Below are 22531 nucleotides of genomic sequence, written 5' to 3' on the forward strand. Positions count from 1 at the left end.
ACAAATCTAAAGAAATTAGATAAACATTAAACGCTAATTTACAGATTGTTAGTTTTAAATTGAACAGGGTTTTAGTATTAAAAAAAGCCTACTTTAGGAGTAGGCTTTTAAGAATTATTACTGAGATTGTACTTAATTACTCAAATACATTTTTCTACGAGCATATAGATCGTAAAATGCATCATCTCTTAAGTTATCAATAAACAGTATACTTTCTCCTGTACTCTTCATTTCTGGTCCTAAGTTCTTATTTACATTAGGAAATTTATTGAAAGAGAATACTGGTTGCTTAATTGCATACCCTTCAAGCTGCGGATTAAAATTAAAATCTTTTACCTTCTTAGCACCTAGCATCACTTTTGTAGCATAATTCACATAAGGCTCTTTATAGGCCTTTGCAATAAATGGAACCGTACGAGATGCACGAGGGTTTGCCTCAATGATATATACCTTGTCATCCTTTACTGCAAACTGGATATTAATGAGACCTACAGTATCAAGAGCTAATGCTATCTTTCTAGTATGGTCTTTTATTTGCTCCATGACAAGGTCTCCTAGATTAAAAGGAGGTAAGGTTGCATTAGAGTCCCCAGAGTGAATTCCGCAAGGTTCTATATGCTCCATAATACCTATTATATAAACGTCTTCTCCGTCACAAATAGCATCTGCCTCTGCCTCTATTGCTCCATCTAAGTAGTGATCTAGTAACAGTTTATTATTAGGAATTTTACGCAGTAAGTCTACTACGTGCTCTTCAAGTTCATTATCATTGATTACAATCTTCATTCCTTGACCTCCTAATACATATGATGGTCTTACAAGAATAGGGTAATCAAGTTTTGCTGCTACTACTAGTGCTTCATCTGCTGTTTCGGCAACATCAAATTCTGGATAAGGGATATTAAGATCTTTTAATAGCGAAGAAAAACTTCCTCTATCTTCTGCAAGATCTAGTGCTTGATAACTAGTTCCTAAAATTTTGATACCATAACGATCTAGCTTTTCAGCCAACTTAAGCGCCGTTTGCCCTCCTAGTTGAACAATGACTCCTTCTGGTTTTTCATGACGGATAATGTCGTAAATGTGTTCCCAGAATACAGGCTCAAAGTAAAGCTTATCTGCCGTGTCAAAATCTGTAGATACCGTTTCTGGATTACAGTTAATCATGATTGTTTCATAACCACACTCTGCAGCTGCCATTACCCCATGCACACAGCAGTAGTCAAATTCTATTCCTTGACCTATACGGTTGGGACCTGAACCTAATACTATAATCTTTTTCTTATCTGAAACAACGCTCTCATTATGAGTAGTTAATGTTCCATCTGCAAGCTGCATATCATTCTCAAAAGTAGAGTAGAAATAAGGAGTTTTTGCAACAAATTCTGCTGCACAAGTATCTACTAACTTATAAACTCGATTTATTCTAAGCTCGTCACGTCTGTGCGTAACTTCACTCTCTAAACATCCTAACATGTGGGCAATCTGACGATCTGCAAAACCACGTTGCTTTGCTTCCATCAATAAATTTCGCGGAAGCGTATCTAATTTATACGTAGATATTTCTTTGTCCATCGCATATAGCTCCTCATATTGTTTAAGGAACCACATATCTATTTTTGTAATCTCATGGATACGAGTTAATGGAATACCCATCTGGATGGCATCATAGATCACAAATACACGATCCCAACTCGCGTTTGTAAGCTTCTCTATAATCTGATCATAGCTTTTATAGCCTTTACCATCTGCTCCTAATCCGTTACGCTTAATCTCAAGAGATTGCGTCGCTTTATGTAATGCCTCTTGAAAAGAACGACCTATTCCCATTACTTCTCCTACAGATTTCATCTGTAAGCCAAGGGTACGATCACTTCCTTCAAACTTATCAAAGTTCCAACGTGGGATTTTTACAATCACATAATCTAGTGTAGGCTCAAAAAGTGCCGATGTTGACTTAGTGATTTGATTATCAAGTTCATCAAGGTGGTAACCTATTGCTAGCTTAGTTGCAATCTTTGCAATAGGATATCCAGTCGCTTTAGATGCTAGTGCAGATGATCTTGACACACGTGGGTTAATTTCAATTGCAATAATCTCCTCTTCATTATCTGGATTGACAGCAAACTGTACGTTACATCCTCCTGCAAAATCACCTATACTACGCATCATATGGATAGCCATATCACGCATTTTTTGATAAGTGACATCAGAAAGTGTCATTGCTGGAGCTACTGTTATTGAATCTCCAGTGTGGATTCCCATAGGATCCATATTCTCTATCGCACAGATTATTACTACGTTATCATTTGCATCACGTAATAATTCTAGCTCATATTCTTTCCAGCCTAAAAGAGCCTTATCAATCATCACCTCATGTACAGGCGATACTTCAAGACCATGAGAAAGTAGTTTATCAAAATCTTTTTCTTCAAATACAAATGAAGCTCCTGCCCCACCTAGTGTAAATGAAGATCGTATTACTAACGGAAAACCAAACTCTTGAGCAATCTCTTTTCCTTTTAAGAAAGAGTTTGCACTTGCTTGTGGTGCCATTGGTACACCTATGTCGCGCATTAAGTTTTTAAACTGATCGCGATCTTCTGTTATGTTAATCGCATCAATATCAACCCCTATGAGTTCTACACCAAAATCTTTCCAAATTCCTTTTTCATCTGCCTCAATACAAAGGTTAAGCGCAGTCTGTCCACCCATTGTAGGGAGTACTGCGTCAATCTGAGGATGTTCTTTTAGTATTTGAACAATTGACTTTGTATTTAATGGTAATAAATACACATGATCCGCCATTGTCGGATCAGTCATAATGGTTGCAGGGTTAGAATTAATAAGAATAGTCTCAATTCCATCCTCTCTTAAAGAACGTAAAGATTGAGATCCAGCATAATCAAATTCACACGCTTGACCAATGACTATAGGCCCTGAGCCTATAAGCAGAATCGATTTTAAGTTTTGATTTTTAGGCATTTACTTAATATTTTTCTAATGTTTTCTAAAATTAGGAACTTACAGGGTATAAAAAAAGGTGTTACTTAAAAAAAGCAACACCTTATATATACATCTTAAAGATGCATTATTTTTTGTGACGAGTTTCAGAAGATACACTGATTTTCTTTCTTCCTTTAGCACGACGACGTGCTAAAACTTTACGACCGTTTACAGAAGCCATACGCTCTCTAAAACCGTGTTTGTTTCTTCTTTTTCTTTTTGATGGCTGAAACGTTCTCTTGCTCATTTTGTATCTTCTTTAAGGTCTTTCTAAGACCGCCTTTAATTTCTTTTTATTACAGCTCTCTAAGCTGGGCGCAAATATACGAGAAGTTTTTACTTCTGCAAATGGAAAAATGAAAATATTTTATCTCCTTTTGTATACCTTTGCAATCGCCTTGCAGAGTGAGGCAAAAATAACAAATCATTCGACCTAAATACAATATATGTTCAATAAAAACATCAAACTTGTTCTTGCCCTAGCTACACTAGCCGCTGCTGTATGGCAGTTTATAGAGAATGAAATAGGTAACGGCATCATGCTCTTACTTTTAATGGGAATATTTATATTCTTGTACTTTAAGAACGAAATTATACTCCTAGCCTTCTTACGTTTACGTAAACAAGACTTCCCAGGAGCACAAAAATGGCTCAAAAAGATTAAAAACCCGAGCACAGCACTCGTCCAAAAACAAGAAGGCTACTATAATTACTTACAAGGCCTGATGGTATCACAAACCAATATGAGTCTTTCTGAAAAGTATTTTAAAAAGGCTATTGAATTAGGTTTATCTATGGATGCAGATCTTGCTATGGCAAAACTGAGCCTTGCAGGTATAGCTATGAGTAAAAACCGCAAGCGAGAAGCACAAGTTCTCATGAAAGAAGCAGAGTCTCACGACAAGCACAATATGCTAGGTGAACAACTCAAAATGATGAAGGAAAACATGAAGCGTGCTGGAAACCAGCCTAAGCACCAGTACGGACAGCGCACATCTGCACGCGCTGGAAGAAGACAAGGAAGATAACATCATCCTTATTATTCTTTAGAAAAAAGTGTATTTGATTTCGCTTTCGCGAAAATTTGAGATTTTCCAGTGTCATCTATTATTATATGAAAACAGATTTCCTCACCTATCAGGCACAAACTACGCCGCATCCACTAGCGATGGAAGTAGCTCGTGCAAAAGGAAGTTATATATATGACACTGCAGATAAAAAGTATTTAGATTTTGTCGCTGGAGTTTCTGCCTGCAGCTTAGGACATCAACATCCTAGAGTAAAAAAAGCAATTACAGACCAGCTTGATAAATACCTACACGTTATGGTGTACGGTGAATATGCACAGTCTCCTGCCGTACAACTCACAAAACTTCTTGCACAACACCTTCCTGAAAAACTAGAAAGCACATATCTTGTAAACAGTGGCACAGAAGCCATAGACGGTGCGATAAAACTAGCAAGACGAGCAACAGGAAGAACTGAAATTATAGCTGCCGTAGATGCATATCACGGTAATAGTTATGGAGCGCTAAGCTTGATGAGTAATGAAGAGCGTACAGCACCCTTCCGCCCTATGATAGGTGATGTGGCTTTTATTAAGTTTAATTGCGAGCGCTATCTTGAGCGTATTACAGAAAAAACAGCAGGAGTTGTCCTTGAGACAATTCAAGGCGGAGCTGGCTTTATAGAACCTACACATAATTTTCTAGCAAAAGTGAAAGCACGATGTCAGGAAGTTGGCGCCCTATTGATTTTGGACGAAATTCAACCAGGAATGGGTCGCACTGGTAAGCTCTTTGGTTTTGAACATTACGATGTAGCTCCAGACATTCTTGTCACTGGCAAAGGACTAGGAGGAGGCATGCCTATAGGTGCGTTTACTGCCTCACGAGAAATCATGTCTTTGCTTTCAGATAACCCAAAACTTGGTCATATTACCACCTTTGGAGGTTACCCAGTAATTGCAGCTGCAGCACTGGCTACACTTCAAGAAATTACCGAGAGTAGCCTAATGCAAGAAGCATTAGAAAAAGAACAATTAATCAGATCACTACTAGTTCACCCGCTTATCACAGAAATACGTGGCCGCGGACTCATGCTAGCTGCCATGACACCTTCGGCAGAAATTGCTTCTGAAGTTATCCTCAAATGCCAAGATCGCGGGTTGATTTTATTCTGGCTACTTTTTGAAAGCACTGCCATAAGAATCACACCTCCACTCACCATTTCTATAGATGAAATCAAGGAAGGTTGTGAGATTCTTTTAGGCGCTTTGAATGAAGCTCATCAGGCCCTTTCTCTATAAATAACATCAGTTTCATTTTTTTTCTAACATTTCATTGGGAGTGTCACGCTTTCGCGAAAGCGTAAAAACCCGTAATTTTATAAAAAATTCTGCTTTTGAAATTTAAACTTGAATCACCCTTTAAACCTACTGGCGATCAGCCCACTGCTATTAAATCACTAGTAGACGGCGTTAATGCTAACGAAGCATATCAAACACTTCTCGGTGTGACCGGAAGTGGAAAGACATTTACCGTGGCAAACGTGATTCAAGAAACGCAAAAACCCACATTAGTACTAGCACATAACAAAACACTTGCCGCCCAATTATACAGTGAGTTTAAATCGTTTTTTCCAAACAATGCCGTAGAGTATTTTGTTTCTTACTATGACTACTACCAGCCAGAAGCGTTTATTCCTTCCTCTGGAGTTTATATTGAAAAAGATCTTTCTATAAATGAGGAGATAGAAAAAATGCGATTAAGCACAACCACTTCCCTACTTTCAGGTAGGCGAGATGTGATTGTAATAGCTTCGGTTTCTTGTTTATACGGTATAGGAAACCCTGCCGAGTTTCAAAAAAACATCATTGAGATTAAGCAAGATCAAGTCATCGCACGTACGATGCTTCTCAAAAAGCTAGTACAAAGCTTATACTCCAGAACAGAAAGTGAGTTTAATCATGGGAATTTTAGAATTAAAGGAGATACCGTAGAAGTTTTTCCTGGGTATGCAGATATGGCGTTTAGGATTCACTTCTTTGGTGATGAGATTGAAGAGATTGAAGCCTTTGACCCTACATCTGCAGAGGTGATTGAGAAGTACTCACAATTGCGCATCTACCCTGCAAATATGTTTGTAACCTCGCAAGATGTACTTCAAGGAGCGATTAATCAAATAGGTGAAGACCTTACAAAGCAAGTTGGCTTTTTTGAAGGCGTAGGTAAACACCTAGAAGCAAAACGTCTTGATGAGCGAACAAATTTTGACCTTGAGATGATACGCGAACTTGGGTATTGCTCAGGTATTGAGAATTACTCAAGATATCTTGATGGTCGTGAGCCAGGCACAAGACCGTTCTGTTTATTAGACTTCTTTCCAGACGACTATTTAATGGTAGTAGATGAAAGTCACGTAACAGTCTCTCAAGTAAGTGCAATGTATGGTGGCGATAGAAGCAGAAAAGAAAACCTAGTAGAATACGGTTTTAGACTTCCTGCTGCAATGGATAACAGACCTCTTAAATTTGAGGAATGGGAAGCGATGCAGAACCAAGTCATCTACGTATCTGCAACTCCGGCAGATTATGAATTACAAAAAACCGAAGGCGCCTATGTGGAGCAAATTATAAGACCTACAGGTTTACTTGATCCTATAGTAGAAGTACGCCCATCACTTAACCAGATAGATGATCTTATAGAGGAAATCACAAAAGTTACTGCACGTGATGAACGCATTCTAGTCACTACACTTACCAAGCGTATGGCAGAAGAACTCACAAAGTACCTAACGCGAATAGACATAAGAACACGCTACATACACTCTGATGTGGATACGCTTGAGCGCGTAGAAATCATGCAGGATTTACGTAAAGGATTATACGATGTCCTCGTGGGTGTAAACCTACTAAGAGAAGGTCTAGATCTTCCTGAAGTGTCACTTGTAGCAATTCTAGATGCAGATAAAGAAGGTTTTTTACGTAGTAACAGGTCACTCACACAAACGATAGGTCGTGCTGCCCGTAATATAAACGGTAAGGCAATCATGTATGCAGATAAAATTACTCGCTCTATGCAAGAAACCATAGATGACAGTAATTATCGCAGGCAAAAGCAAATAGATTATAATACCAAGCACGGCTTGAGCCCTATGGCAATAAAAAAATCACTTGATAATGCAATCACACAGAAAGAAGCTTACAAAATAGAAGCCGAAGAACTCGTAAACCTAGCGGCCGAAGATGCTCAAGAGTATGAGACAAAACCTCAGCTTGAGAAGAAAATAAGAAGCACTCGTAAAGCCATGGAAGCCGCAGCAAAGGAACTAGACTTCATGCAGGCCGCAAAACTGAGAGATCAAATTAAGGCCTATCAAGAAAAGCTTAAGGAACTCGCATAAATAAGAAAGGGTCTCCTTGCGGAAACCCAATCTAAAACTAACCAACTTAAATTGTTATGCTATCTCGATTAATCGAGATGGCTGCACACGTGCTTCCTCACGTTTAGGCAATCCTATTGTGAGAATACCATCTACATATTCGGCAGTGATTTTTGCTGTATTTACAGATTCAGGTAAATTAAACGAGCGTTTAAATGAAGTGTAATTAAATTCTCTTCTCGTAAATTTCTGATTTTCTGCTGCTTGAGCATCCTGACTCTCTGCTTCTTTCTTAATCTCAGAAGAGATTGTGAGTAAATCATTATCTAATTGGATATTGAAATTCTCTTTCTTAAGTCCTGGGGCAGCTACTTGTAAAGCAAATGAATCATCTGCCTCTATAATATTTACAGAAGGGGTTGCTGTGGCAAATGTGTTTGTTCTTCCTCCTAGCCAGTCAGTATTTAATAATTCTTCAAAAACTGATGGTAAATATGGAGCTGTATTTTTTCTAACTAAAGTCATAATTATAAATTTAAAGTTTAACTGATTCTGCTATGGATTAGGCAAATTCAGTTCCAATATAAATTTTATGACTTTTTGACAGTTTTAATATAATTTACACTGTCATTTTGACGCTTTGCATTAATTATAGAAGCGTTTGAAAATCTCTACAAGACGTTCTGAAGGTATCATTTTATGCTCATAATCTGCCATTTCGCTTAGTATTTGCTGCACCGCCTCTGCACGTATTCCTAGCTTTAAACCATAATTACGTAAGGTGTCAATTTCTACAAATTGAGTTTCTTCATCTACATTCATTACTAAGAGCACCCTATGAAACTGTGTGAGACGCTGCATTTCTGTTTTAAAAACCATCTTACTTTGAGGGTTTTCTACAAGCGCATCGACCTCTTTTTTTGAGACATTCATACGCTTTGCCACCTGAAGTATAAAATTATACTCACGTTCATGTAATTTATTATCTGCTTTTGCCATGAGTAACATATCAGATATAATTTGGAGATTTTCAGTGTTCATTTTCTTCATTTGAAACGCAATGTAATTGTTATTTTAGACTGAGCGACATCCCTCCTATAAATAGTTAGCTATTTTGTAATTTTAAGACTGAGCTTTGAGGAACTACGCTTTCGCGAAAGCGTAGCAGTAAAACTCCCCTAAACAGACAATATCAATTATATGAAGCACACATACTCAATCATAGCGATACTTTTACTACTTGCAGGCTGTAAGCCTAAGGACACAAAGCCAGCATATGATCTCAAGATAAGCAATGTCTCCATTATAGACGAAAATGGAGTACTAAGCACTAATAAAAACGTGTACCTAAAGAATGATTCGATTTACAAAATTGAAGAAGTCAGAACACCTTCAGACACTAAGGAGGGTCATGAAATAGACGGCACTGGTAAGTTTTTACTTCTTGGTTTTTGGGATAATCATACTCATTTTCGCGGAGGCGAAGCTCTTATTCCGCAGAATGAGAAATTTCTTGAACAATTTATAAAATATGGAATTACAACAGTGCGCGATGCTGGAGGCGACCTCACTACCCAAGTACAGCAATGGAATGAAGAAATAAAAAATAAAAAGCGCATAGGTCCTACTATTTATACATCTGGACCTAAACTAGATGGAAAGAATGCTCGCTGGGCAGGCTCTATAGGTGTTACTACAGACGAAGAAATAAGTAGAGCTCTAGATTCTTTGCAGCAACTAGAAGTCGATTATGTAAAACTTTATGATAGTACAATCTCTAGAGAGACTTACCTATCCATTATAACACAAGCAGAAGAGCGCGGAATGATTACCTCCGGGCACATGCCTTTTACCGTGACACTAGATGAAACCATCGCTGCTGGAATTGATAATATTGAACACCTCTATTATATTTTAAAAGGATGCTCTTCTCGTGAAAAAGAGATTACTCAAGACGTAAAAGATGGAAAGCTAGGGTTCTGGGGAAGTATGGAACAGCTTATAGCAAGTTATGATGAGCAAACAGCACAACAAACTTTTGAAAAATTAAAAAGTAAGAATGTATACGTCACCCCTACTTTATACATAGGCGATGTGCTGAGCTATATGGACGAAGTAAATCATAGTGATGATGCTTATTTAAAAACGCTAGATGCAGATTTTATAGCCACTTATGAAGGAAGGAATAAAGGCGCTCTGAATGCAAGTCCAAAAGCCAAACAAGATAGAAAAGAACTACAGCAATTTTTTCTAAAGCTGGTTGTTTCATTAGATAAAGCTGGGGTTAATCTCCTTTCGGGATCAGATAGTGGCGCTTACAATTCATATACTTACCCAGGACCATCGCTACATGGAGAGTTAGAAGAAATGGTAAAAGCTGGGATTACTCCAGCAAATGCAATTGCAACAATGTATCAAGGCGCAAATTTTTTACACAAGAAAGGCTATCATCTAGCCGCAGGTAACAAAGCAGACTTAGTACTTCTTAGTAGTAATCCGCTACTAGACATAAGTGCTACGCAAGATATAAATACGGTAATTAAGGATGGTACTATCGTACATACTGAAAAATAGATTTATAAGCATATTCACTTATAAATATACTTTATAAGCATATATACTTATAAATATACTCTATAAGCTTATTTGCTTATAAATATATTCTATAAGCATATTTGCTTATATTTGATTTTCAAAGTATTCAAAAAGTGGATTATACCAATCATATAGTAATTTCTGGCGATTTTATTGCCTACACAAGTTTAAGCACGGACGAAAAGAAAACGCTCGAAGTACAACTATTGCAGTTATTTAAACAACTAGAAGCTAAATATAATACGTTCTCTAGACTCATCAAAGGAGATTATCTTGAGTGTGTGGTTCCTGATCCTGAAAATGGACTTGCTGTGGCACTAGCTATCAAAACATTCATAAAGTCTTTAGAAATTGAGGAAAAGGTAGAGAATAATAGAACAAGAGTTTTTCAGACCTATAGCATTCGCCTTGCTATGGGCTTAGGTAGGCTAGATAGATTCAATAGAGAAGAAAATATTATAGATGGGGACGCCATTTACAGAAGTGGTCGTGCTATAAGTAGTGAGAGCACCCACAACAAGGAGCGTATGGTTATAAAAAACACGCTATTCTTTAGCTCAATAAACGAAGAGCTAAACCTCAACATAGATGCTATTATCTCATTACTAGATCACTTACTAGCACGAGCAACTAGCAGACAGAGTGAGGTCTTGTTTTTAAAAATTATGGGTAATAGCGAGAAGGTTATTGCAAAAAAACTAGGAGTAAGTCAGTCTTCTATTAATCAGCACTCCACAGCCTCTGGATGGAATGGAATGGACAAAGCCATCAAGTATTTTAATCACACCTTAAGCAAGATTTCATAATGGACATAGCAACTCTCATCGCCTTACAAACCATAGGTCATCTGCTTGCAGATTACACTTTTCAATCTAAGAAAACTGCAAAGTCAAAGGCAAAAAAAGGCTTCAAAAGCAAGCATCTCAAGTGGCATATTCTCACAGTGTTTATTGCATCTTTTATTACATCTCTTGATTATAGGTTTCTTCCTTGGGCAATAGTAATCGCAGGCATACACTGGATCATTGACGGCTTAAAACCTCAATTACTTAACAACAAATGGCTACATAAAGGTGCTTTCTTTATTGACCAGTTACTTCACATCATCACCTATGTGGTAGCAAGTATTCTTTATGTAAATATCTTGGGGTGGCAACCACTTGTACTAGATGCCTCCCACTTTCCTCTAATATGCCTTATTGCAATGTTTTTACTTTGTACAAAGCCAGCAAATATTATTATTAAAGAAATTTTCAACCTATTCTCTGTTTCATTTACAGAAAAATCACAAGACCTGCCTAATGCTGGCAGACTAATAGGTATTACAGAGAGGTGGCTAGTACTCGTGCTTATCATCGTAGGGCAGTTCAGCGCAGTAGGGTTTTTGATTACTGCAAAATCAATTTTGAGATTCAAAGATGGAGACTATCTTAAAACGGAGTATGTACTCATAGGCACCATGCTGAGTTTTGCCATTGCCATAGGTTGTGCATTATTATACACACTCTTTATCGCGCCATAGCATATTCATTAAAAAGGTCTTTATTCCCTTATGTTTAGCTACTACACACTATTTTTATAAATACAACCAAAATTCACAATCCATGTATTTCAAACACATTCTCACGGGTATTATTATTGTTTCCGCTTTCGCGAAAGCGTATTCTCAAAAAGTCTCTGTACCAATAGACACGACCATCGTAACAAATCACTCTATCACTATTAAGGGAAAAACGATTCCGTATACAGCTACAGCTGGTTTTCAACCAGTCTGGGATGATGAAGGAATGCCTGTTGCGAGTTTATTATACACCTATTACAAACGTTCTGATATTAAAAATGATGAGACTAGACCTTTAGTTATTTCTTTTAACGGTGGTCCAGGATCTGCATCTGTATGGATGCACATTGCATATACAGGACCACGCATCCTTAAAATAGACGACGAAGGTTATCCAGTACAACCTTACGGCATAAAAAGTAACCCCAATTCAATCTTAGACGTAGCAGATATCGTCTTTGTAAACCCTGTAAATACTGGATATAGCCGAATGCTGCCTAATGAAAAAGGAGAAATGCCGGACTCTAAACAGTTTTTTGGAGTAAATGCAGATATTAAATATCTAGCCGACTGGGTAAATACTTTTGTAACAAGAAATAATCGCTGGCGCTCTCCTAAGTTTTTAATTGGCGAAAGTTATGGCACCACCCGCGTATCTGGACTTGCCGCCGAACTTCAAGATAGTAAATGGATGTTTATTAACGGGGTTGTGCTCGTATCTCCTACAGAAATAGGTTTTGATTTTGATGGACCGGTAGAAGTGGCAAACCGCCTTCCTTACTTTACAGCTGCCGCATGGTATCACAATATGCTGCCTCCAGCCCTTCAACAGAAAGACCTAACTGAAGTACTTGCCGAAAGTGAACACTATGCGGTAAACGAGCTATTACCTCTACTGGTAAAATCTGGATATCTGGAAGCAGATAAAAAAGAGGCCGCTATCAAAAAAATGGCCTACTACTCTGGACTCTCAGAAACTACCATAAGACAAAACAACCTTGAAGTACCTTTTAATTACTTCTGGAAAGATTTATTGAGAAACCGCGACGGACTTACCATAGGACGTCTTGATTCTCGTTATAAAGGATTAGACGTAAAAGAAGCTGGTGATAGACCAGATTACAATAGCGAACTCACATCATGGCTACATTCCTTTACTCCAGCCATTAACTATTATTACAGTCAAGAGTTAGGATTGAAAACAGACCTTAGTTATAATATGTTTGGCCCTGTGCGTCCATGGGATCGCTCTAACAACAATGCTGGAGCAAGTCTTCGTAAAGCAATGGGTGTTAACCCTAACCTCAACGTAATGATACAAAGCGGTTATTACGATGGCGCAACCACCTACTTTAATGCAAAATATGTGATGTGGCAACTTAACGCAAGTGGCAAGTTGGCTGACAGATTAAGCTTTAAAGGATATAGGTCTGGACACATGATGTACTTACGCAATGAAGATCTTATCAATGCAAATGATGATTTACGTGATTTTATCAAAAAATCTTCTGTGGGTATTGAAAATGGAGCAAAACATTAAAGAAATCCGATAAGTCACTCTCATAATATAAAAAACAGCAGCCCTTGAAACACCACTCAAGGGCTGTTTAAAACACACAATTATCAATAAGACCTCAAATCTCGTAAGGTATTACCTCTATCTCTGGGCGTTATACATTTTAATTTTTATAGCATTTGGCATTGTAAAAACTCAGTTTCCAGATCTATTTGAAGAGCAATATGAGCAAAGTTTCTTAAAGAAACTCTTGCAAGACAACCCGCTTAAGTTATTTGTACTCGCGGTAATATTTGCTCCCATTATCGAGGAGATGATGTTCCGCACGCTTATAAAACCTTCTCACGCAGATGTGATATTGCTTTTATGCTCCTGGCCACTTTTTTACTCAAATAAATTTATCCCTACAGATGTGCATTGGGCTGTAAAACTTGGGTTTATAGCGGTATTCTTATTTACCGTGTTTACGATTTTCAAACAGCTTATACCCGAGCAAAGCACCCTCAAAATACGCAACTTCTTATCACGACATTCTACGGTTGTTCTTATTGTGAGTTCGCTACTTTTTGGTATGGTACATATTAATAATTATGTAGACACCTTTGTGCTTAATGCAGCGCTCATTGCGCTTATTATACCTAGAATAATTTCAGGATTTATGATGGGATTACTTAAAATCAAAAATGAAAACATCGTTTGGCCTATGGCACTCCACGCGATGAATAACGGTTTTGTAATCATTATTTTAATTATTTCTCGCACCACAACAAGCTAGATCAGTATGCGTCTCACTCCTATCACATTAAACGATCTTTCTACCCTACGTGATCTTGCTATGCGCACATACTCGGCAGCTTTTGCTTCAAAAAATGCACCTGGTGTGATTGAGAGGTATTATGAAGACGCTTTCGCGAAAGCGAACCTCAACAAACAACTATCCAACCCAGATTCATACTGGTATTTTTATAAAGAGAAGGATGAAATTCTAGGCTATTTAAAACTCAATACAAGCAACGCCCAAACAGAATTTCAAGAAGAAAATGGATTAGAAGTAGAACGTATATACATAGATATCCCACACTTAGGAAAGGGCTACGGAAGCGAGCTTATAGAATTTTCGATTTCTAAAGCAAAGGAGTTAGAAAAAAACTACATTTGGCTGGGCGTTTGGGAAGAAAATCCAGAGGCCATAAAATTTTATAAAAGACACGGTTTTAAGATAGTAGGCACTCACGATTATGATATGATTGCAGAGATTCAAACCGATTATATAATGCGACTTGATCTATGAACAAGCAAATAGAGGCTATTTCTGTTTTTGATATGCTTAAAATAGGTGTGGGACCTTCTAGTTCTCATACGCTAGGACCGTGGAGAGCGGCCATTAGATTTATTGAAAAACTTAAGACTAAAGGTAACTTTGAACTTATAGAGAGTTTAAAAGTAGACCTCTACGGCTCATTATCTCTCACCGGTAAGGGACACGCCACAGATGTCGCCGTTATTATGGGACTTACGGGTGCAGACCCTACAACCTGCAGTATAGAAGACATCCCGACTACGGTAGAACACATAAAACTCTTTAGAAGGTTAGAGCTGGATGGGTCACTCACCTTTAGTTTTGACCCAGAAGAGGATATTATTTTTAATAGAAAATTTCTCCCTTTTCACCCTAACGGAATACGCTTTACAGCAACACTTACTAACGGCAAGAAAGTAAGAGAGGTGTACTACTCCATAGGCGGTGGTTTTGTAATTCAAAAAGAAAGAAAGAGAGCACAGCGCAAGAAGATAGCCTTTGAATGTTTCCCCAGACCTATAGAAAAAGCAACCGAATTACTTAAATTCTGTAAGCAAGAAGGCAAGTCCATTTCTGAAATTATTTTAGAAAATGAATTGTACCTCAATACTCAAGAGGAGATTGATGAGCGTTTTAGACAGATTTGGGATGTAATGCTTGACTCTATGTACACAGGCTGTCACACCGAGGGAACGCTCCCAGGTGGTCTCAATGTGAGAAGACGCGCTTTTGACACGCACTTACGCTTACAAAAAAACACAACATACACAGATAAGTACGAGTGGATAGAAGCTATACGTGGGCAAGAAGTACGCTTTCGCGAAATATTAAAATGGGTATCCTGCTTTGCCCTAGCAGTAAATGAGGTAAATGCATCTCTAGGACGTGTCGTGACCGCTCCTACTAACGGAAGCGCAGGCGTAATCCCTTCTGTGCTTATGTACTACATCGTTATAGAAAATCACGATGCAAATTTTGAAGATATTAAAAGGTTCTTACTTGTAGCTGGAGAGGTAGGAAGTCTCTTTAAAAAAGGAGCAACCATCTCTGCCGCAATGGGTGGATGTCAAGCAGAAATAGGAGTCTCTAGTGCTATGGCAGCAGCAGGACTTACAGAGCTTATGGGCGGTACTCCAGAGCAAGTTCTTATGGCAGCAGAGATTGCTATGGAGCATCACTTAGGTCTTACCTGTGACCCTATAGGCGGTCTTGTACAGATACCTTGTATAGAGCGTAATGCAATGGGGGCTATAAAAGCGATTAATGCCTGTGAGATGGCGCTAGATGCAGATGCTGCAAATGCAAAAGTCCCACTAGATAAAGTCATAGAGACGATGTGGCAAACAGCACAAGATATGAATACAAAATACAAAGAAACCTCAGAAGGTGGCCTTGCGATAAATGTTGCAATGTCAGATTGTTAAAAATATAAAGCCACTTATCACGCAACCTTCTGATAGAGAATGTATCTTGATATAGAATCCTCACTAAATCCTACCTTAAATGAGAATTACTACAACTGCCCTCGTTATCATTTTATGTTGTTTTCAAAACCTACAAGCACAGACCACCCGTGAAGAAAAGAAAGCAATACGCGTAGAAAAACGAATAAAGAAAATTGAGCGTAGGGATAGTATCTCAAGAGTACCTGTAAAATCATATGTGAGCCTTAGTTTAGTAAGTCCTATCACGCCTTTTCCTAGAATAAATGTAGGGTACACGAGATCACTTAACAATCACTGGTCTGTGGGAGGTAGCGTGGGAGTAGGTTTTCAAGGCTTACCTTACACAAATGAAGACTCAAACAATTATAGCCTTTATGAAATACGTCCAGAAGTACTTTACTTTATAGGCAAAGGAGAAAAATACACAAATTATATTGGGCTAGAGTTGTTTTACATAAACAGTAAAGAAACACTACTTTTTGACACGTTTAATCCTGTAAATGATGCAAACGGCACTGTAGAGCTCATAGCTTTTGACCGTGCAGACTATCAACGTGTAAAAAATGGGGTTTTAGTAAACTTTGGAGAGTATACAAGATTATCAAATAAACTTATGCTCCGTGTAAACTTTGGGCTAGGTGTTCGTTTTAAGGATAACAGATATAGTAATATCGAAAATCCTAGCTTTAGAGGATTTGATTTTGAAGACAACTTTTTATTTAATGATACAAATCCGCGACGTGATGAGGGATTTTCTACCGGTGTTGAGTTTAATATGGATTTTAGATTAATTTACAAGCTAGACTAGAGAGCTACTATCGCTACCCTCGCTTCTCACCACAACCCTCACGATCACGAGTGTCTACTATATAAAATATCTTCCAGACACCGTTGCGCTTAAAAAGCTGGAAACTATTAGTCCCGCAATGACTTAGACTACCATTTATGTAAAATGAATATGGCGTCCAGACATTTGCCATCTTGCCATCCATTTTTATCTCATAGCTATCTATACGCTCTTCAAACGTGGTACTCGCAGGTATACTACAAATAGACTTTAAAAATCCGCTGAAATCTTGCTTGCTCAGTTGTACCTCACCTAGCTCTCCCTTTCCTATAGATTGCATCATTACATCTGGATGCACTACTTTTTTTATTAAAATTGAGTCTTGCATATGAAAGCCTTCAAAAAAAGTTTGCACCACCTCCTTTACAACTTTCTCACTATAAACATCTTGATTTGCAGTCCTGTAGTAATCTTTATCTGCCTTTACAAAGGCAAATAATAAGAACACCGCAATCATAGGAATAAAAAGATATTTGAGTCGCATCTATAATGTTTAACACATAGGTATCTAATTTACTACTTTTGTAACAGAAAAAATAAACAAATGTCTACAGCCAAAAAAGAATACAAAAGAGTAACCGTGAAGTCTCTTACTGAGATGAAATCTCGAGGAGAGAAAATATCAATGCTCACAGCCTATGATTATACAATGGCTCAAATTGTAGATGGTGCAGGCATAGATGTGATTCTTGTAGGTGATAGTGCATCAAATGTGATGGCTGGTCACGAGACTACATTACCTATCACTCTAGACCAGATGATTTACCACGCCTCTTCTGTTGTAAGAGCGGCAAACCGCGCGCTAGTAGTTGTAGATCTACCTTTTGGTAGTTATCAAAGTGACCCTAAAGAAGCACTAAGATCTGCCATACGTATTATGAAAGAATCTGGAGGTCACTCTATAAAACTTGAAGGTGGTAAAGAAGTAAAAGAAAGCATAAAGCGTATCCTTAACGCAGGTATCCCGGTAATGGGTCACCTAGGACTTACGCCACAAAGTATCTATAAATTTGGTACATATACAGTACGAGCTAAGGAAGAAGAAGAAGCTCAAAAACTTAAAGAAGATGCCCTTATGCTTCAAAAAGCAGGTTGTTTTGCCCTTGTGCTTGAAAAAGTACCGGCACAACTCGCAAAGGAGGTTGCAGATAGCTTAACAATCCCTGTTATAGGTATAGGCGCTGGTGGTGGTGTAGATGGTCAAGTACTAGTAACACACGATATGCTGGGTATGACTCACGAGTTCAACCCACGATTTTTACGTCGTTATCTAGATATGCATACTGAGATGACCTCTGCTTTTGAGAAGTACAGCGCAGACGTAAAATCACAGGACTTTCCTAATGAAGATGAGCAGTATTAATAGTACGCTTTCGCGAAAGCGGTAACCACCCACAATGCACTCCACGCCAGAAAACCTCAACGTTATATATGAAGATAACCACATTATCGTGGTTAATAAACGTAGTGGTGATATTGTGCAGGGAGATAAAACGGGAGACTTGCCACTGAGTGAAGTTGTAAAAAAATATATTGCAGTAAAATATAATAAGCCAGGAGCGGTATATCTAGGTGTGGTACACAGACTAGACAGACCTACTTCTGGCATTGTTATTTTTGCCCGTACCAGTAAGGCGTTACCGCGTCTTAACAAGATGTTTTCTGAGCGACAGACTAAAAAAACATACTGGGCACTTGTAAAAAACCCGCCTCCGGCAGAGAGTGGCACGCTTACACACTTTTTAAAACGCAACCCAAAACAAAACAAAAGCTACGCTCACAAGCACGAGGTGCCAGACAGTAAAAAAGCTGTTCTAGATTACAGAGTGATTAAAAAGCTTAAAACATTTTATCTTCTTGAGATAGACCTACACACTGGGAGACATCACCAGATACGCGCCCAGCTTACGGCCATAGGTTGCCCTATAAAGGGAGATCTTAAATATGGTTTTGACCGCAGTAATCCTGATGGTAGTATAAGTTTGCTTTCGCGAAAGCTTACCCTCAACCACCCTGTAAAAAAGGAAGAAATGACTTTTATAGCTCAAGTTCCCGAAGGAGATGCTGTGTGGAAGGCCTGTAATTAGGGATTTCCTACTTATTTCGAGACGCTCTTAAACTCTCTACCACTACACTAAATAAAATAAGAGACCCTCCCAAAACGGTACGCCACCCAGGTATTTCGTTAAGAAAAATAATACCGAGGATGATTCCATAAATAGGTTGTACGCTTCCCATTAAACTAGCAGCCGTCACAGAAAACCTTTTAATACTAAAGAGAAACATCGTGTGTCCCAAAGCAGTAGTTATAAGGGCAAGCATCCCTATATAAGGAAGCTCTTTTACAAATCCTTCGGCATCAAAAATGAAATATGCCGGTATAAGCATTATTGCTATCACCAGCGTTTGATACCACATCACTACAGACCCGTTGTAGGAGCCTATCTTTGTTTTTACCAAGAGGTTACGTATTGCAAAACATAATGCCGACAGCAAACCTATTAATATCGCAAGGAAGTAGTCGTTTTCTGTATCAAAAGAAGGCGCAAGAAAGTAAATACCTATCAAGACAAGTACCCCTAGTAGCAAGTGCATTTTTGAAAACTGTGTTTTTAAAAATACAGGCTCGAGTAAGCTTGTCATTACTGGATATGTAAATAATGACAGCATCCCTATTGCCACGTTAGACAATTGTAATGAGTAGAAATAGGTAATCCAGTGTAGCCCCATAAAAACTCCAGATAGCGCAATTCCGAGTATATCTTTTCGCGCAAGCGTAAAAGAAAAACCTTTCCACTTTACGAATAGTCCCAGTAGTAACATTGCAAGAAATGAGCGTATACCGATGGTTACGGCTGGTGGCAAATCAATGTATCTACCTAGTACTCCCGAGGTGCTTACAAAAAGCATTGCTAGGTTAATTTCTAATATATGGCGGGTGGTGTTATTTGACATTAAATGGTGTTAGGGTATGTTGTAAAAAAATAAAGTAGAAGATTACCTTATTAATTTTTGTGCTTTTTCTTTAATCACATCCGCAACGGGTCTGTTTTCTATCTTACTCTCTAGCCAAGACAACACATCTAGATATAAGAAGGCTCTACGCTCATACGGATCGTCTTCGTATTGCTTGAGCGTACTGTGAAGTTTTTTAAACTCAGTTTTAAGTTCGTGAGGATAGATATCTCCCAGGTTGCGCACAAATTTAATCATCTCCTTTTGCACCTCGTGCATATCATCCATCTTAATAAGAAACTTATAGGTGCTTCTTAACAATGACTCAAGATGGTAATCTTTACCAGCCTCATAATGAGCGATGAGATTAAGAATACGTGAGAAGCACATCAAGTCCTCACGGCTCTTAAGGCTATGATTATTTATGATTTTCTGGCAGTACTCGATACATTTTATGTTATCACCCGCCCCAAAATATAGACTCGCCATCTTGTAATAAAAGATCATCACGTGATGCTCATCTATACGGTATTTAGGTGATTTTAATCCAGTGAGCACCTCCTTAACGAGATCTTCACCATCTTTAAACTCGCCTATCATAAAGCGATGATTAAAGCGGTTACTACTCGTATATAAAAACAGGAGTGTATCCAGGTTATCACCTTTAGGGAAATTAGGATTCTCCTTTACAGTGGTGAGCTTCTCTAGCGCTTCTCTAAATTTTGACTCGTGTTTGAGGTAAAATAATGACTCTAATAAATAATGTATGCCTTTGAGATAAAAAACAGGGTTCTGTTTTATCATTAAAGGGTTCTCATCAAATAAGCGCACATAGCGATCTGCATATTTATAACAAGAAAGAAAATCTTGAATAAGAAAACTGTACCAGAGATGCGCTTTATATAGCCACATCTTCTCTCTAAAATTGAGCAAGTCGTAATCATAATTAGGCAAGTGCCCATCAAAGTAATCTGTGAGCTCTTGCTTTTCCTTATCACTTTTTACATAGCCCGTTTTGAGCATAATGCTATAAAGTTGCAGCGACAAGTTAGATAGCTTGCTCGCCATAACGTTTTGTTCACTCAGGCTTTTGGCCTGCACAGCAAGCTCATCTGCACGGGTAGCTATACTTCTAGTGATATACTGGGTTTCTATGATTTTTTCTAGCTCTACAATCTCGTAGGCAACATTTTTCTCCTCATTTTCTAGTGCCATACTTTTAGCTTTATCTAGAATTTTAAGGCTTTGCTTATACAACCCCTTTTGATATAGTATGGTTGCAAAGTCTAGCTGCTCTCGTATTTGCACACGTATATTTTGATGTGCAGGAGTAAGCCGAAGGCTTATCAAAAGTTGTCTATAAAGATGCGCTTTGAGGTTAGATAGTTGTGTTTTGGTAACAATTCCAGACTTTAAAATAGCAGCCTCATTGTATGTTTTCTCTTTGTCTAAAAATTCAAATAGTTGTAAAAATTTTGCCTCGCTATTTCCCACTAGTCGGCCTACGTATAGCTTGAACTGTCGCTTTTCACTCTTAGATAATGACTTTATTAAAATAAATAAAGAGTCATTATGATCATTAAGCGTTGTAATGATTTTTCTCATAACTAATTGAAATACAGTTATTTGATTAGACTAAAATTAACCTTGATATCGTAAGACCTCCCATTTGAAAGATTCTCAAAGAATAAGCAAGGTATAAATTCGTGTAGAAATGAAAGCTATGCAAAACGACAAAGTTCAGATTTTTGATACGACTCTTCGTGATGGAGAGCAGGTACCTGGTTGTAAACTAGACAAAAAAGAAAAGCTCTCTATAGCAGAGCGTCTCGATGTTTTAGGCGTAGATGTTATTGAAGCTGGTTTTCCTATTTCCTCTCCTGGAGATTTTAGTTCTGTGGAGGAGATTTCAAAACTTGTAAAAAACGCAACCGTATGTGGTCTCACTCGTGCAGTAGAGAAGGATATTGAGGTTGCCGCACAAGCTTTAAAATATGCCGTTAGACCTAGAATCCACACGGGTATAGGTACTAGCGAGTCGCATATGAAGTATAAATTTAACGCCACTCCTGAGCAGATTATAGAACGTGCTGTAAAAGCAACCGCTTACGCTAAAAATTTTGTTGATGATGTAGAGTTCTATGCAGAAGATGCGGGTCGTACAGATAATGCATTTCTTGCAAAGGTGCTTGAGCAAGTCATCGCAGCCGGAGCAACCGTTCTTAATATTCCAGATACTACGGGTTATTGTTTACCTGAAGAGTATGGAGCAAAAATTAAATACTTACGTGAAAATGTGAAGGGTATAGAAAACGTAACCCTCTCTTGCCACTGTCACAATGACCTTGGTCTAGCCACTGCAAACAGTATTGCAGGTGTGATAAACGGAGCAAGACAGATAGAATGTACCATAAACGGTATAGGTGAGCGTGCGGGTAACACCTCTCTAGAGGAGGTAGTAATGATCCTTAAACAACACCCCACACTTAATCTTCATACAGATATAAATACCCAACTCCTTTTTGACACGAGCCGTATGGTGAGCGATAAGATGGGAATGGTCGTACAACCTAACAAGGCCATTGTAGGAGCAAATGCCTTTGCACACAGCTCAGGAATCCATCAGGATGGTATGATTAAAAATAGAGAGACCTACGAGATTATGAATCCTAAAGATGTAGGAGTAAACGAGACATCTATCGTGCTTACAGCAAGAAGCGGTAGAGCAGCACTTGCCTACAGATCAAAAAAAGTAGGATACGAACTAACAAAACTTCAACTAGATGCTGCTTATGAGCAGTTCCTTAATGTGGCAGATAGACAAAAGGAAGTAAAAGACAACGACATACATATGATTATGCAACACATACAGTGCAAAGCTGGAGCCGTAGCATAACTTATAAAAAATCATAATTACACACGT

At 38.2% G+C, this 22531-nt stretch carries 21 protein-coding genes; 14 read left to right on the forward strand and 7 right to left on the reverse strand.

Features of this window, described 5'->3' with window-relative positions; genetic code table 11:
• Positions 1-132: 132 nt before the first annotated feature.
• Together carB and rpmH are read right to left on the reverse strand one after the other, a co-directional pair.
• Positions 133-2985, reverse strand: coding sequence for a carbamoyl-phosphate synthase large subunit (carB, locus tag SJY23_RS14905; RefSeq protein WP_396596963.1), 2853 nt, complete (start codon positions 2983-2985; stop codon positions 133-135).
• 106 nt (positions 2986-3091) lie between these two features.
• A complete protein-coding gene (gene rpmH, locus SJY23_RS14910; RefSeq protein WP_013751688.1) occupies positions 3092-3253 on the reverse strand; it encodes a 50S ribosomal protein L34 in 162 nt (53 codons plus the stop codon).
• A gap of 199 nt (positions 3254-3452) precedes the next feature.
• Between rpmH and SJY23_RS14915 the strand changes: the two genes are divergently transcribed.
• From SJY23_RS14915 to uvrB, 3 genes are all read left to right on the forward strand, one after another.
• Entirely contained in the window at positions 3453-4034 is a 582-nt protein-coding gene (locus SJY23_RS14915) for a hypothetical protein (RefSeq protein ID WP_035336378.1), read from the forward strand.
• Between the two features lie 86 nt (positions 4035-4120).
• On the forward strand, positions 4121-5314 hold the full coding sequence (locus SJY23_RS14920; RefSeq protein ID WP_396596964.1) for an aspartate aminotransferase family protein: 1194 nt from the start codon (positions 4121-4123) through the stop codon (positions 5312-5314).
• 95 nt (positions 5315-5409) lie between these two features.
• Positions 5410-7410, forward strand: a complete 2001-nt coding sequence (gene uvrB, locus SJY23_RS14925) for an excinuclease ABC subunit UvrB (protein ID WP_396596965.1) — start codon at positions 5410-5412, stop codon at positions 7408-7410.
• A gap of 54 nt (positions 7411-7464) precedes the next feature.
• On the opposite strand, the gene SJY23_RS14930 is transcribed toward uvrB, so the two are convergent.
• The gene (locus tag SJY23_RS14930; protein ID WP_035336374.1) at positions 7465-7914 is read right to left on the reverse strand and encodes an Hsp20/alpha crystallin family protein; all 450 of its coding nucleotides are present in this window, start codon (positions 7912-7914) and stop codon (positions 7465-7467) included.
• A 120-nt stretch (positions 7915-8034) separates the two neighbouring features.
• Entirely contained in the window at positions 8035-8439 is a 405-nt protein-coding gene (locus SJY23_RS14935) for a TerB family tellurite resistance protein (protein ID WP_396596966.1), read from the reverse strand.
• Positions 8440-8589: 150 nt separating this feature from the next.
• Here SJY23_RS14935 and SJY23_RS14940 point away from each other — a divergent pair, with 150 nt between their 5' ends.
• The 8 genes from SJY23_RS14940 to SJY23_RS14975 all read left to right on the forward strand — a co-directional run bounded on the left by SJY23_RS14940 (position 8590) and on the right by SJY23_RS14975 (position 16614).
• Positions 8590-9963, forward strand: a complete 1374-nt coding sequence (locus SJY23_RS14940; RefSeq protein ID WP_396596967.1) for an amidohydrolase family protein — start codon at positions 8590-8592, stop codon at positions 9961-9963.
• Positions 9964-10097: 134 nt separating this feature from the next.
• Positions 10098-10790 carry a fumarate hydratase gene (locus SJY23_RS14945; RefSeq protein ID WP_051583955.1) on the forward strand — a complete coding sequence of 231 codons (693 nt, stop codon included), beginning with the start codon at positions 10098-10100 and terminating at the stop codon, positions 10788-10790.
• The gene (locus tag SJY23_RS14950) at positions 10790-11506 is read left to right on the forward strand and encodes a DUF3307 domain-containing protein (RefSeq protein WP_396596968.1); all 717 of its coding nucleotides are present in this window, start codon (positions 10790-10792) and stop codon (positions 11504-11506) included. The genes SJY23_RS14945 and SJY23_RS14950 overlap by 1 nt, the downstream gene beginning before the upstream one ends.
• 82 nt (positions 11507-11588) lie before the next feature.
• Positions 11589-13085: a S10 family peptidase gene (locus SJY23_RS14955; RefSeq protein ID WP_396596969.1), complete on the forward strand. Its 1497-nt coding sequence runs from the start codon at positions 11589-11591 to the stop codon at positions 13083-13085.
• Positions 13086-13311: 226 nt separating this feature from the next.
• Positions 13312-13836, forward strand: coding sequence for a type II CAAX prenyl endopeptidase Rce1 family protein (locus SJY23_RS14960; protein WP_396596970.1), 525 nt, complete (start codon positions 13312-13314; stop codon positions 13834-13836).
• Positions 13837-13842: 6 nt separating this feature from the next.
• Entirely contained in the window at positions 13843-14352 is a 510-nt protein-coding gene (locus SJY23_RS14965) for a GNAT family N-acetyltransferase (RefSeq protein ID WP_396596971.1), read from the forward strand.
• Positions 14349-15785, forward strand: coding sequence for an L-serine ammonia-lyase (locus SJY23_RS14970; protein ID WP_396596972.1), 1437 nt, complete (start codon positions 14349-14351; stop codon positions 15783-15785). Before SJY23_RS14965 ends, SJY23_RS14970 begins: the two co-directional genes overlap by 4 nt.
• A gap of 79 nt (positions 15786-15864) precedes the next feature.
• On the forward strand, positions 15865-16614 hold the full coding sequence (locus tag SJY23_RS14975) for a hypothetical protein (RefSeq protein WP_396596973.1): 750 nt from the start codon (positions 15865-15867) through the stop codon (positions 16612-16614).
• A gap of 13 nt (positions 16615-16627) precedes the next feature.
• Here the strand turns inward: SJY23_RS14975 and SJY23_RS14980 are convergent, their stop codons facing one another.
• The gene (locus SJY23_RS14980) at positions 16628-17137 is read right to left on the reverse strand and encodes a nuclear transport factor 2 family protein (protein WP_396596974.1); all 510 of its coding nucleotides are present in this window, start codon (positions 17135-17137) and stop codon (positions 16628-16630) included.
• A 60-nt stretch (positions 17138-17197) separates the two neighbouring features.
• Between SJY23_RS14980 and panB the strand changes: the two genes are divergently transcribed.
• A complete protein-coding gene (gene panB, locus SJY23_RS14985; RefSeq protein ID WP_035336358.1) occupies positions 17198-18016 on the forward strand; it encodes a 3-methyl-2-oxobutanoate hydroxymethyltransferase in 819 nt (272 codons plus the stop codon).
• Positions 18017-18050: 34 nt separating this feature from the next.
• Positions 18051-18740: an RluA family pseudouridine synthase gene (locus SJY23_RS14990; RefSeq protein WP_396596975.1), complete on the forward strand. Its 690-nt coding sequence runs from the start codon at positions 18051-18053 to the stop codon at positions 18738-18740.
• A gap of 7 nt (positions 18741-18747) precedes the next feature.
• Here the strand turns inward: SJY23_RS14990 and SJY23_RS14995 are convergent, their stop codons facing one another.
• Together SJY23_RS14995 and SJY23_RS15000 are read right to left on the reverse strand one after the other, a co-directional pair.
• Positions 18748-19608, reverse strand: a complete 861-nt coding sequence (locus SJY23_RS14995) for a DMT family transporter (protein WP_396596976.1) — start codon at positions 19606-19608, stop codon at positions 18748-18750.
• Between the two features lie 42 nt (positions 19609-19650).
• Complete coding sequence (locus tag SJY23_RS15000) at positions 19651-21213, reverse strand: hypothetical protein (RefSeq protein ID WP_396596977.1); 1563 nt, start codon at positions 21211-21213, stop codon at positions 19651-19653.
• A 118-nt stretch (positions 21214-21331) separates the two neighbouring features.
• Here SJY23_RS15000 and SJY23_RS15005 point away from each other — a divergent pair, with 118 nt between their 5' ends.
• A complete protein-coding gene (locus tag SJY23_RS15005) occupies positions 21332-22504 on the forward strand; it encodes a 2-isopropylmalate synthase (RefSeq protein ID WP_081804715.1) in 1173 nt (390 codons plus the stop codon).
• The last annotated feature ends 27 nt before the right edge of the window (positions 22505-22531 follow it).

The organism is Dokdonia sp. R86516, from assembly GCF_044596715.1.
In the GTDB taxonomy this organism is placed as follows: domain Bacteria; phylum Bacteroidota; class Bacteroidia; order Flavobacteriales; family Flavobacteriaceae; genus Dokdonia.